Source organism: Kribbella lupini, from assembly GCF_039529595.1.
Taxonomy (GTDB): Bacteria; Actinomycetota; Actinomycetes; order Propionibacteriales; family Kribbellaceae; genus Kribbella; species Kribbella lupini.
In genome coordinates, this window is sequence record NZ_BAAANC010000001.1 from 800,422 (window position 1) to 811,915 (window position 11,494).

Sequence of the window (11,494 nt, forward strand, 5' to 3'; positions counted from 1 at the left end):
CACCAGGCCGGGCCGGGCACTCGTGAGCGGCGTGTCTCACCCGCACACGCGCATGCACCCGCACGTCCGGCCCCGCGCGTTCGCGCTCCGTACGCCAGCCCTGCGGCGTGCAGCACCAAGGTCCCTCTGCGCTCCCGCCGGTCAGCGTGCACCAGACCGTGCCGCGTGCTACCGAGCCGCGTTCGTCACCCGCACACTCACACACTCACACACCCGGCCGCCTGGCGCCCGCATCCTCTGAGTCAGGCGCTTGCCCGGATGACCAGCGGCGCAGCGACCAGTTCGCCCGGGGTGTCTGGGTCGCCGGCGATTTCCTGGAGGGCTCGGTGGAACAGGCTGAGTGCTACGGCGCGCAGTGGGATCCGCGCTGTGGTGAGCGGCGTGTCGAGCATGCTCGCGAACGGGAAGTCGTTGAAGCCCGTGACCGCGACGTCCTCGCCGACCTTCACACCCAAGCGTTGCAGCGCGCGGATGGCGACCACGGCCCACGCGTCGTTGTCGGCGACGAACACATCCGGCCGCTTGCTGCCCTCCATCGCCGCGGTCACGTAGGAAGCGACCTCGTCGAGGTCGTCGAACGACGCGCGCGAGTGCGGTGACGCGAACTCCCGCAGGAACCCCTCCTCCCGCTGGTGCACCCACGGCAGCGCGCTCTTCGTCCCCAGGTATGCCGGACGCGACCGCCCCTTCTGGTGGAGGTACCGCCCGATCGTCGCCATCGACTCGACGTTGTCCACGTCGACCCAGCACTGCCGTTGGCCGGGAGCGGTCCGTCCGAACGCGACGAACGGGAACCCCTTCGTGCTGAGAAATTCGATCCGCGGATCGTTCGGCATCGTCTCCAGGACGACGATCGCGTCGACCTGTCGCGCGGCGATCAGCTGCTCGTACAAGGCGATCTCGGTCTTGCCCGTGGTCGGCGTCGTCACGTGCACGCCGTAGCCGGCGCCCGACGCGGCCATCACCAACCCGCCCAGCAGCCCGTGCAGAAAACCACCGAGCCCGGGATTCTGCTCATTGGCCACGTCGTCGTCCAGGTACAGCGGAAGGCCGATCACCTGGCTTCGGCCGGAGGACAACGCGCGGGCGGCGTGGTTCGGCGTGTACCCGAGCTCGTCGATCGCGGCCTGCACCGACGCCACCGTCTGATCGCTGACCCGGTGCGGCGCGTTCAGCACGTTGGAGACGGTCATCGCCGACACCCCGGCCTTGCGCGCCACGTCGGCCACGGTCGTCCGCCGGCCTACGGTCGACTTCTTCCGGTCGGTCGCCATCAAGCCCCCTTCGTCGTACCGCGCCCAGCACACGCACCGGGCCACCGCTCATCCAACCAGCGTTGGTCGATCGCCGCTCGTCACGTCACGGCGATCCGCTCGATCCTGGCCACACCACACACCGGAACGTCGATCGCCCACAACCCGTCCGGGGGCGTCTGCGAGCTCCGACGTACCTCGATGCCCGAGCAGTCCGACACTACGACCTCAACCGGACCATCACCGGCGCCGTCGAGCAGCACAATCGGTTCGTTCCCGCCGTTCACCACAATCAGTACGTCGGCCGGTGCGCTCAGCCGCACGACGGGATTCGAGTAGACCGCGACGATCGTCTCCTCGGCCGAGATCGCCGCGACCTGCGTGTACCGAGCGTCGGGCCGCACCGGTACCAGCTCTCCACGCAGCAGCGTCGCCGCATGGTCCCGCAAAAAGTCGAGCCAGTACCGCACCACGCGGTCGTGCGCCTCCGGCAGCGAACCGAGCTCCACCGACACCTGCGCCGAACTGAACAGCACCCCGACGAACTGCTCGGCCACGGCCTCGGGTGACGACTCCGGATGCCACATCAGCATGTCCGAGTGCACGGCCCGATCGCCGGCGAGCAGCCGCGCGTCGACCGTCCGCACCCGGTTCTCCACCGCGTCCAACGCGCAGTCGCCCGCGCGCAGGAAAGTCCCGTACTGCCACAGCCGCGGATTCACGTAGTCCTGCCGGAACTCGATCAGCAAGTCGGGTCGCAACCGCTGCAGCTCGTCCCGGACTGCGGCGAAGAACAGCTCGACGCCTTCGTCGACCGTCGCGCAGTCGCCCTCCGGCGCGGGCGGCGGGTTCTTCCAGGCCCAGCTGTCGATGAAGTCGATCTTCAGGCCGTCCACACCCCAGTCGCGGACCGGCCGGACGCAGCACTCGACCAGGTGCTCGCGGACCTCCGGATATCGCGGGTCGAGCGCGACCGTGGTCTGCTCCTCGTCGAGGAACCCGAGCGCCCGGTCGCTGAACCGGTCCCACGCCTTCGAGTGCCGGCCCATCAGAGGGGGAGCGATCCACAACACGTAGTCGACGCCGAGCGCGTGCACCCGTCGTACGTGCTCGGCCATGTCGGGGAAGCTGCTGCTGGTCGGCTCCCAGTCACCGCAGTACGCGTAACCGCGCTGGGTGTTGTCGGTCTGCCAGCCGTCGTCGACGATCACCGCGCTGCACCCGTACTGCGCGCCGGTCGACGCGTGCCGCTCGACGGACTCCTCGCTGACGTGCTGGTGGTCGGAGTACCAGGTCGAGTACATCGCGGTGCGCGCGATCTCCGGCACCGGCGCGATCCGCTCGCCCAGCTCGGCCGTCCACGCGTCGGTCACACCGCGCAGCCCGGCCGCGAAGTGCAGCGCGCGCAGGTCGATCCGGAGAGTGAACCGATGCTGTCCGTCGACCAGCTCGACGTCGTCCACGACGAGTTCGACGAGATGCTCGGCGGTCTCCTCGTTCACCCCGACCGCGAAGTCGCACCCGCGCACGCTCGACGACAAGGACACGACCAGCGGACTCACATCGTCGGTCCGCACCAACGCGGCGACCGGCGCCGATCGGACCGAGCGGACGTCACGCTGCGAACCCCAGTCGGTCGGGAGATTCCGGTGCGATCCCTGGGTCGCCTGCCACAGCGTCGCCGCGCCCTCGACCGGCCAGGTCCACCGGATCCGCACCGGCTCCACCCGCAGGTCCGCGGCGACGATCTCCACCAGTTGAACCCCGGCCATGGGCGCGTCCAACTCCCGGACCGTGGCAGCCGAAACCGTCGCGATCCGGGCGGTCGAGCCGTCGGGGGAGCGCACCTCGAACGAGGCCTGGGGCGGGACGGGCATGGGCGACTCCTGTCGTGAGGGCTGCACTCTCGGATTCGACTATAGCGGTAAAATCGAGCCGTCCCAAAGTATTGACGAATGCGCGATCCGTGCTAATTTTACCGCTAAACACAGATTCGTCGAAGGGTGGCCGCGATGCCGGAGCTGACCGTCACGTCGGACAGCGCGTACGTCGAGAACGCCTTCGCCTGGGCACGTGAGCGGGCCCTCGCGTGGGTGATGACGGACGCCGCGCCGGCCAACCTGCCGTCGTACTGGGCGGGTTATCCGTCGCGCGAGATGTTCTACTCGCGCGACGTCTGCCACCAGGCCGGCGGCGCGCACCTGCTCGGCCTGGACGCGGAGAACTTCGCGATGCTGCGCCATTTCGCCGCCTCCGCCACCGCAGCCCGCAAGTGGTACCCGGTCTGGGCGTTCCACTTCGACGGCGAGATCGCCGCGCTGGACTACCGGGGTGACGACGAGTTCGTGCGGGAGATCCCCGCCGTCTTCGACCTGACCTGGCGCGCGCTGGAGCAGTACGACTGGACCGGCGACCGGCGCTGGCTCGACGATCCCGACCTCGCGACGTACTACCTGCGCTCGGTCGGCGAGTTCGTCGCCGAGCACGACCACGACGGCGACGGCGTCCCGGAGGCACCCGGGACCGGTGACATCTTCGTCGGCTCCGCGACGTACAACGAGCAGGACGCGGAGCACCCGCTGATCGTCGCCGCGGACGGAATCGCCTTGCAGTACGCCGCTCTGAACGCGCTCGCCCGCCGGTACGGCGACGCGTACAAAGATCGTGCGGACACGATCCAGCGGGAGTTCCTGGCGAGTTGGTGGGACGAGCAGCAAGGCCGCTTCGCGCGCGGGCGGACCGTCGACCACGGTCTCGACTTCGGCTGGGGCCTGGAGGCGAGCTGGATCGGGCCGATGACCGGGCTCACCGGCGACGGCCCGCGCAACGAGCTGTTCCTGGACTTCGTCGAGCAGCAGCTCGAGCTGTCGCCGCCGAAGAACATCGAGGCGTTCAGCTACCTGCCCGAGGTGTTCTTCCGGCACGGCCGCGACGAGTCCGCCTGGCGCTGGCTGCGCCACCTGATCGACAGCCGCGACGACTATCCCGAGGTCTCGTTCACCGTGGTGCACCACTTGGTGGCGGGGCTGCTCGGGCTGCGGCCGGACGCCGCGGCGGCCGCTCTGTCCATCGACTCCCACCTGCCGGCCGACATCGGCCGGCTGACCGCCGACCACGTCCCGGTCGGCGAGTGGGACCTACGCATCGCCCAAGAAGGACGGCACACGACAGAGGTCACCGTGCACAGCGGACCGGGGCCGCTCACGGTGACCGTCGGATCAGCCGGCACCTGCACCATCCAGCCCGGCGGCACCGTCCGGGTGACCACCAAGACGAAGGACCCCTCATGAAACTTCGCAACCGCCTGCTCCCGCTCGGAGCCGGACTCACCGCCCTGCTGCTGGCCGCCGGCTGTGCGACCGGCAGTCAACCGGCCGCCAACAGCGGTGGTGGCGACGAGAACGGCGACATCACCTTCTCGTTCTGGGGCACCAACTCCGAGGCCGCCTCGCTGAAGGCCATCGCGGCCGCGTTCGAGCAGGCCAACCCGGGCACCAAGGTCACCACGAACTGGATCCAGGCCGACTACGAGCAGAAGCTGCAGACCTCGATCGCGGCCGGCACGCAATCGACCGTGATCGAGATCAGCAACACCAGCCTGGCCGGGTTCGCGCCGAGCTTCGCCGAGCAGCAGGTGGACCCGGCCAAGTTCGTCCAGCCGAACATCTCCGAGGCGCTCAAGTTCGACGGCAAGTACTACGCGACGCCGTTCACCGCGAAGCCGAAGGTGATGGCGGTCAACCTGGACGCGTTCAAGGCCGCGGGCCTGCCGGCGCCGAGCCCGACCACGCCGCTGACCCTGGAGGAGTTCAAGACGATCGTCGCGAAGCTGTCGCACGGCGAGGGCAAGAAGCGCGTGTTCGGGACCAGCAACATGTGGTTCAAGGGCTGGCTCACGGCGGCCGGCGGCGGCTTCTACAACGCCGACGCGACCGCCTGCACGTTCGGCGATCAGCAGGGCGTGGCGACCGCGCAGTACATCGTGGACCTGCAGAAGGAACGCCTCGCGCCGAGCTCGATCGACATCGAGGGGCAGGATCAGGCGCAGTGGTTCGCGGCCGGAAGGCTCGGCACCTTCAGCGACTTCGGGCCGTGGACCGTCGCCGACTTCGCCAAGATCAGCAAGCCGAACTGGACCCTGGTCCCGGTGCCGGGCAAGGGGTTCCCGATGGAGGTCGGCGGCCTCGCGATCGCGAAGAACGCGACCGGCAAGAAGGCCGAGACGGCGAAGAAGTTCGTCGAGTTCGCCAGCACGCAGCAGGTGGCTCAGGACCTGCTGATCCAGGGCAACACCGCCCTCGGCGTACCTATCATCGCGGCTTCGACGCCCACGCTGGAGAAGGTGCTGCCGGCCGAGCGCAACCTGGCCGCGTTCACGACCGCGCTGAAGACCGGCCTGATCAGTCCGTCGGTGCCGCGCGAGGGACAGATCTCCGGCGACGCCGACAAGGGCATCACCAGCTACACGCCGCTGGGCAGCGGCAAGGACGACGTCGCCAAGATCCTGCCCGGTCTCAACGACAAGTGCACCGCGGCCCTGAAGCAGTGAGGTAGACCGTGAACCCGACCATCGGATGGATCCGCCAGCTCGCGGAGTCCTGGGGAGTCCCCGCGGTCCTGGTGCCGCTGGTCCCGTTCCTGGTCCTGCTGATCGTCCTGTACGCCGTGATCGGGCTCGCGGCGTACGGGGCGCGGCGGAAGTGGCCGCGGGCCGACAAGACGATCGCGTTCTGGCTGTTCATCTCGCCCTGGCTGATCGGCTTCCTGATCTTCACCGTCGGTCCGATGCTGTCCTCGGTCTACGTCAGCCTGACCTCGTGGGACCTGATCACGCCGCCCAAGTTCGTCGGCGTGGCCAACTACACCGAGGCCTTCCAGGACCCGCGGGTCGGTCAGGCGATCAAGGTCACGCTGCTGTACGCCGTGATCAGCGTCCCGCTGCAGACCGTGCTCGCGTTCATGGTGTCCCTGCTGATGAACGTCGACCTGCCGGGCATCCGCCTGTTCCGCACCATCTGGTACCTGCCGAGCCTGGTGTCCGGCGTGGCCCAGATCGTGCTGTTCCTGTGGGTGTTCAACCCGCAGTACGGACTGGTCAACGACATGCTCGGCAAGGTCGGGATCTCCGGGCCGGGCTGGTTCAACGACGCGTCCTGGGCGCTGCCGACGGTGATCCTGATGAGCCTCTGGACGGTCGGCGGTGCGATGGTGATCTACCTGGCCGGCCTGAAGGACGTGCCGACCACCCTGTACGAGGCCGCGGCGCTCGACGGCGCCGGACGGCTGCGGCTGTTCTGGCACGTGACGCTGCCGCAGCTGAGCCCGATCATCTTGTTCAACGTGCTGACCGGGATCATCGGCGCGCTGCAGGTGTTCACCCAGGGCTTCGTCGTCAACGGCGGCCCGAAGGACTCGCTGCTGTTCTTCGTCTACTACCTGTACGACAACGCGTTCCAGAACTTCCGGATGGGCTACGCGTCGGCGCTGGCCTGGATCCTGTTCGTCATCATCATGGCGCTGACCGCCGTGACGCTGCGCGGGAGCGCCTTCGCGATCTACTACGAGACCGAGATGGGCGGGCGGCGCCGCCGTCTGCGCGTGAGGAAGGGCTGAGCCATGGCCGTACTGGTCGACACCGGCCGCGCCACCGACGCGGCCGCGAGCATCCGCCGCGCGGACCGGCCCTACTGGCGGCGCAACCTGCCGCTCACCGTCGTGCAGTACGCCGTACTGGGGCTCGGGTCGCTCGCCTTCGTGTACCCGTTCCTGTGGATGATCGCGACGTCGCTGCGCTCGCTGGCCGGGGTCGGCAGCGCCGGCGCGAGCATCTGGCCGAGCGAGTTCCTCTGGAGCAACTACACCCGCGCGATCACGTCGTTCCCGTTCTGGCGGTACGCGCTGAACTCGATGCTCACCACGCTGATCCCGATCGTCGGCACGGTGTTCTCCTGCGCGCTGGCCGGCTTCGCGTTCGCGCGGCTGCGGGTGCGGTTCTCCGGGGTGGTGTTCGCCGTCGTGCTGGCGACGATGCTGCTGCCGGGGGAGGTGACGATGGTTCCTCAGTTCATGCTGTTCAACAACCTGGGCATGATCGACACCCTGTACCCGCTGATCCTGCCGGCGTTCTTCGGGTCGCCGTTCTACATCTTCCTGTTCCGGCAGTTCTTCTCCCGGATGCCCGCCGAGCTCGCCGACGCCGCGGTCGTGGACGGGTGCGGCTGGTTCAAGATGTTCCTGCTCGTCTACCTGCCGCTGGCCCGTCCCGCGGTGGTCGCGATCTCGATCCTGCTGTTCATGGGCTACTGGAACAACTTCCTCGGCCCGGCCATCTACATCAACTCCGACCAGTGGAAGACGCTGCCGCTGGCCCTGGCCGGATTCCAGTCCGTCAACGGCACCGACACTCCGTTGCTGATGGCAACCTCCGTGCTGATCACACTGCCGTGCCTGGCGATCTTCTTCCTGGCCCAGAAGCAGATCACCAACGGCATCACCTTCACGGGCGGGCGGTGAGTTCGTCAGCAGACGCCGGAAACCTGCTTGACCGGTCGACCGCACTCGCTGATGATCGCCGCATGCCGGAACCTGTTGACGCCCTGGTGATCATCGACGTCCAAGCCGGGCACGTGGGCGGCGCGCACGCCGTACCGGACGCGGATCGGTTGGTGGAGACTGTGTCCGGGTTGCTGCTGGCGGCGCGGGAGAGTGGGGCGCTGGTCGTTCACGTGCAGAACGACGGTGACGCCGGTCAGGTGGACGCGCCGGGGACTGCCGGGTGGGAACTGCACTTCGCGCCGGTTGCTGGGGAGACGGTAATCCGCAAGGAGTACGACGACGCATTCCGCGAGACGTCGTTCGGTGAGTTGCTGACCGCGGCGAAGGTGAAGTCGCTGGTGGTCTGCGGGCTGATGTCGGAGATGTGCGTGAGCGCAACCGCCCGTACGGCGCTGGACCGCGGGTATCGGGTGGTGCTGCCGCACGACGCGCACGGCACGACCGGCGTACCGGCCACCCCCGGACTCGGCGAGGCGATTCCGGCTGCGGTCGTCTCCCGCGTCGCCGAGTGGGCGCTGGGCGACCAGGCCGAGATCGTCCCGCACGCGAAGGCCGTCGTCCTCGCCCGCCGCGCCTGACGCAAGCGGGTGCTGCCGCCTGCCGACGCTGGGCGGGTCTTGGCGCGGGCGCGGCCGCTGCTGCGAGCTGCAACGCCAACGAACGCGTACGCTCCGCCGGCAAGTTGCGCCACTGGGTACGGTCGGCGGCGCCTCATGCGAACGGGTGCTGCCGGGTCTAACGCGGCGGCGCACTGACGAACGCGTGCGCCTCGGTTAGCGGGTCACGTCACTGGGTGCGGGCGGCCGCGCTGAGTGCGGGCGGGTGCTGCCGGTCCTAGCGAGGGCCCGGCGCTGGGGGCTGCGGCGCCGATGAACGCGTGCGCTCCGCCGGAGGTCGCGCCACTGGGTGGGGTCGGCCGTGCGTAATGCGAGCGGGTACAGCCGCGCCTGACGTGAGCGGGTGCTGCCGTGCCTGACGTGAGCGGGTGCTGCTGCGCCTGACGTGAGCGGGTGCTGCTGCGCCTGACGTGAGCGGGTGCTGCTGCGCCTGACGTGAGCGGGTGCTGCCGTGCCTGACGTGAGCGGGTGCTGCCGTGCCTGACGTGAGCGAGTACAGCCGTGCCTGACGTGAGCGGGTGCTGCCGCGTCTGACGTGAGCGGGTGCTGCCGCGCCTAACGTGGGCGGTCGCTGCTGCGGGCCGCGGCGCTGACGAACGCGTGCGCCTCCGCCAGTAGGGCGCGCCACTGGGTGGGGTCGGTGGTGGGCGGGATACCGGCCCACTCGCGTGTTGCGTTGCGGCCGACGTGTACCGGCTTTGCCGCGGCGGCGGCCAGTAGTTCGGCGACGCGTGGTGCTGGGAGCTTGACGATCAGCTGGCCCTCCCGGCCCACGAACGCGAAGACCTTGCCCAGCACGCGCAGCGCTTCGCTGCCGAACATCGGAGCGCGATCGACGTCTGGCACGTCGTCGTACGCGGCGGCGAGCTCGTCGAGGACCTGCTGGGCCCTGGCCCGGTCAGCTTGCATTGGCGGCGCGGGCCTCGGTGAAGGGGAGCCGGTCGAAGATGATGCGCAGCTGGGTGATGCGGCCGTCCTCGACGGTGAGCATCTCCGCGGCGGGGGCGTCGGCGACCGGCACCGTGCGGGTCTCGTACATCAGCAACGCAGTCGACTCGTCGCCGTACGCCGCGACGACCAGCGAGTCGAGCAGGATCTTCGAGAACGGTTCCATGAAGCCGCGGAAGGCCTCGGCGCCCTCGATCGATCCGGCCGGGGCCAGACAGACGATGTCGTCGGCGACGTACTGCATCGCGGCCTCGAAGTCGTGCCCGGTCCAGGCGCGGTGGTAGGCGAGAGCGACGTCGAGTGCGGTCGGCTGGGTCATCGGGTGGTTCCCTCCGGTTGAGCGGTTGATGACTGGGCAGACACCACGCGGACCCCGATCGGAACGGTGAGCACGGAAATTGTCCGGATCGGCTGCCAGGATGGGGCGGTGACGAGTTCGGTGCTGGAGCGCGCGCGGGGTGGGGACGAGCGCGCGTTCCAGGAGCTCATCGCGCCGTACGCTCGTGAGCTGCACCTGCACTGCTACCGGATGCTCGGCTCGGTCACCGACGCCGACGACCTGCTGCAGGAGATCCTGCTCGCGGCGTGGACCGGGCTGGACGGGTTCGGCGGGCGGTCGTCGCTGCGCACCTGGCTCTACCGGATCGCCACCAACCGCTGCCTGAACGCGATCCGCGACGGCAAGCGCCGGCCGCCGACGGAGCCGTTGCCGCCGTTCGACCCGCCCGAGCCGACCCGCCGCGGTGACGTCACCTGGCTGCAGCCGTACCCCGACACCTGGCTCGAGGACCACGCCGTACGCCGCGAGACCGTCGAGCTCGCCTTCGTCACCGCCCTGCAACGCGTCCCACCCCGCCAGGCCGCGACGCTCGTGCTGGTCGACGTCCTCGGCTTCACCATCGCCGAAGTCGCCGATCTGATAGAGACCACGCCGACAGCAATCAAAGGAGCCCTCCAGCGGGCGCGCGCTTCGGTGAAGCAAGCACAAACAACGATGTCTGCTGACCGTGAGCACGAACGGCAGGTCGCGCGACGGTTTGCGGCGGCGTTCGTTGCTGATGACATCGAGGCGGTGACGCGGCTGCTGACCGACGATGCATGGCTGGCGATGCCGCCGGCGCCGCACGAGTACCAGGGGGCCGCGGCGATCGGGGCGTTCCTGCAGGCAAGTGTGGACGGGCGTCGCGGTGTGGGGCTGCGGTTGGAGGCGAGCGGGTGCAATCGTCAGCCGGGGTTCGTCTGCTCCTTCGTCGGTGAGGACCGGGCGCCGTCGTACGCCGGACGGATCGTGCTCACGGTCGATGGTGAGCGGATCAGCCGGATCACGCGGTTCCTCGAACCCGGGTTGGAGAAGGTGTTGCCGGGCTAAAAGGCTTCGTGCGTACGGCGGTGGTCCTGGCACGATGTCCGGTGTGGATCTGGTGATCATCTTCGGCCCGGCCGCGGTCGGCAAAATGACCGTGGGGCATGCGCTGTGCGAGCGGACCGGCTTCAGGCTGTTCCACAACCACGCGATCATCGAGCCGATGCTGGAGATCTTTCCGTTCGGTTCGCCGCCGTTCGCGCGGTTGGTGGCGGAGTTCCGGCGGCGGGTGATCGAGGAGGCCGCGGGTTCTGGCTTGCCGGGGCTGGTGTTCACGTTCGTGTGGGATCTCAACGAACCCGCCGAGATCGACACGATCGCGTCGTACATCGAGATCGCCGAGTCGCACGGCGGGCGTGGGCGGCTGGTGGAGCTGTACTCCGAGCAGTCCGAGCGGCTCGCCCGCAACGGCACGCCGTTCCGGCTCGAACGCAAGGCCAGCAAGCGTGATCTGGAGTTCTCGCAGACGAATCTGCTGAAGATGGACGCCGACTACACGCTCAACACGGGCGGCTCGCGCACCAAGGCCGAGGACCTGATCGAGCAGCACGACCACGTTCGGATCGACAACACCCACCTGACGGCGCAACAGACGGCCGAGCGCATCGTTGCCGCCTTCGGTCTCGGGGCCGACGGCCACCACTGATCAACCGCGGCCACCGCGCTGCTTTGAGCGGGCGATCCGCCTGGAGGAGGCGGGGTGACGGAGGTTAATCAGTGGTGGGCGTCGGCCGGCGCTTCCGGCGGCGAAGCTCGCC

General features: G+C 68.9%; 11 protein-coding genes. 7 read left to right on the forward strand and 4 right to left on the reverse strand.

Going from position 1 to position 11,494, the window contains the following annotated elements; translation table 11 throughout:
* Nucleotides 1–242: 242 nt before the first annotated feature.
* Both ABD235_RS03580 and ABD235_RS03585 read right to left on the reverse strand, forming a co-directional pair.
* The gene (locus tag ABD235_RS03580; RefSeq protein ID WP_344169263.1) at nt 243–1,274 is read right to left on the reverse strand and encodes a LacI family DNA-binding transcriptional regulator; all 1,032 of its coding nucleotides are present in this window, start codon (nt 1,272–1,274) and stop codon (nt 243–245) included.
* Between the two features lie 80 nt (nt 1,275–1,354).
* A complete protein-coding gene (locus tag ABD235_RS03585; RefSeq protein WP_344169265.1) occupies nt 1,355–3,130 on the reverse strand; it encodes a glycoside hydrolase family 36 protein in 1,776 nt (591 codons plus the stop codon).
* A gap of 135 nt (nt 3,131–3,265) precedes the next feature.
* On the opposite strand from ABD235_RS03585, the gene ABD235_RS03590 reads away from it, so the two are divergent.
* The 5 genes from ABD235_RS03590 to ABD235_RS03610 all read left to right on the forward strand — a co-directional run bounded on the left by ABD235_RS03590 (nt 3,266) and on the right by ABD235_RS03610 (nt 8,386).
* On the forward strand, nt 3,266–4,543 hold the full coding sequence (locus ABD235_RS03590) for a glucosidase family protein (RefSeq protein ID WP_344169268.1): 1,278 nt from the start codon (nt 3,266–3,268) through the stop codon (nt 4,541–4,543).
* Nucleotides 4,540–5,802, forward strand: coding sequence for an extracellular solute-binding protein (locus tag ABD235_RS03595; RefSeq protein ID WP_344169271.1), 1,263 nt, complete (start codon nt 4,540–4,542; stop codon nt 5,800–5,802). The genes ABD235_RS03590 and ABD235_RS03595 overlap by 4 nt, the downstream gene beginning before the upstream one ends.
* Nucleotides 5,803–5,810: 8 nt before the next feature.
* Nucleotides 5,811–6,866 carry a carbohydrate ABC transporter permease gene (locus ABD235_RS03600; protein ID WP_344169274.1) on the forward strand — a complete coding sequence of 352 codons (1,056 nt, stop codon included), beginning with the start codon at nt 5,811–5,813 and terminating at the stop codon, nt 6,864–6,866.
* A gap of 3 nt (nt 6,867–6,869) precedes the next feature.
* A complete protein-coding gene (locus ABD235_RS03605; RefSeq protein WP_344169277.1) occupies nt 6,870–7,766 on the forward strand; it encodes a carbohydrate ABC transporter permease in 897 nt (298 codons plus the stop codon).
* Between the two features lie 62 nt (nt 7,767–7,828).
* The gene (locus tag ABD235_RS03610; RefSeq protein ID WP_344169280.1) at nt 7,829–8,386 is read left to right on the forward strand and encodes a cysteine hydrolase family protein; all 558 of its coding nucleotides are present in this window, start codon (nt 7,829–7,831) and stop codon (nt 8,384–8,386) included.
* Nucleotides 8,387–8,980: 594 nt separating this feature from the next.
* Here ABD235_RS03610 and ABD235_RS03615 read toward each other — a convergent pair.
* Both ABD235_RS03615 and ABD235_RS03620 read right to left on the reverse strand, forming a co-directional pair.
* Nucleotides 8,981–9,334 carry an MmcQ/YjbR family DNA-binding protein gene (locus ABD235_RS03615; protein WP_344169282.1) on the reverse strand — a complete coding sequence of 118 codons (354 nt, stop codon included), beginning with the start codon at nt 9,332–9,334 and terminating at the stop codon, nt 8,981–8,983.
* Nucleotides 9,324–9,692, reverse strand: a complete 369-nt coding sequence (locus ABD235_RS03620) for a nuclear transport factor 2 family protein (RefSeq protein WP_344169285.1) — start codon at nt 9,690–9,692, stop codon at nt 9,324–9,326. Before ABD235_RS03620 ends, ABD235_RS03615 begins: the two co-directional genes overlap by 11 nt.
* Before the next feature lie 108 nt (nt 9,693–9,800).
* On the opposite strand from ABD235_RS03620, the gene ABD235_RS03625 reads away from it, so the two are divergent.
* A complete protein-coding gene (locus ABD235_RS03625) occupies nt 9,801–10,742 on the forward strand; it encodes an RNA polymerase subunit sigma-70 (protein ID WP_344169288.1) in 942 nt (313 codons plus the stop codon).
* Nucleotides 10,743–10,785: 43 nt separating this feature from the next.
* Nucleotides 10,786–11,382, forward strand: a complete 597-nt coding sequence (locus ABD235_RS03630) for a DEAD/DEAH box helicase family protein (protein ID WP_344169291.1) — start codon at nt 10,786–10,788, stop codon at nt 11,380–11,382.
* Nucleotides 11,383–11,494: the final 112 nt, after the last annotated feature.

Excerpts from the sequence above, each read along its gene's own strand:
- ABD235_RS03580 (WP_344169263.1), bottom strand. The coding sequence starts at position 1,274 with ATGGCGACCGACCGGAAGAAGTCGACCGTAGGCCGGCGGACGACCGTG.
- ABD235_RS03585 (WP_344169265.1), bottom strand. The coding sequence starts at position 3,130 with ATGCCCGTCCCGCCCCAGGCCTCGTTCGAGGTGCGCTCCCCCGACGGC.
- ABD235_RS03590 (WP_344169268.1), top strand. The coding sequence starts at position 3,266 with ATGCCGGAGCTGACCGTCACGTCGGACAGCGCGTACGTCGAGAACGCC.
- ABD235_RS03595 (WP_344169271.1), top strand. The coding sequence starts at position 4,540 with ATGAAACTTCGCAACCGCCTGCTCCCGCTCGGAGCCGGACTCACCGCC.
- ABD235_RS03605 (WP_344169277.1), top strand. The coding sequence starts at position 6,870 with ATGGCCGTACTGGTCGACACCGGCCGCGCCACCGACGCGGCCGCGAGC.
- ABD235_RS03610 (WP_344169280.1), top strand. The coding sequence starts at position 7,829 with ATGCCGGAACCTGTTGACGCCCTGGTGATCATCGACGTCCAAGCCGGG.
- ABD235_RS03615 (WP_344169282.1), bottom strand. The coding sequence starts at position 9,334 with ATGCAAGCTGACCGGGCCAGGGCCCAGCAGGTCCTCGACGAGCTCGCC.
- ABD235_RS03620 (WP_344169285.1), bottom strand. The coding sequence starts at position 9,692 with ATGACCCAGCCGACCGCACTCGACGTCGCTCTCGCCTACCACCGCGCC.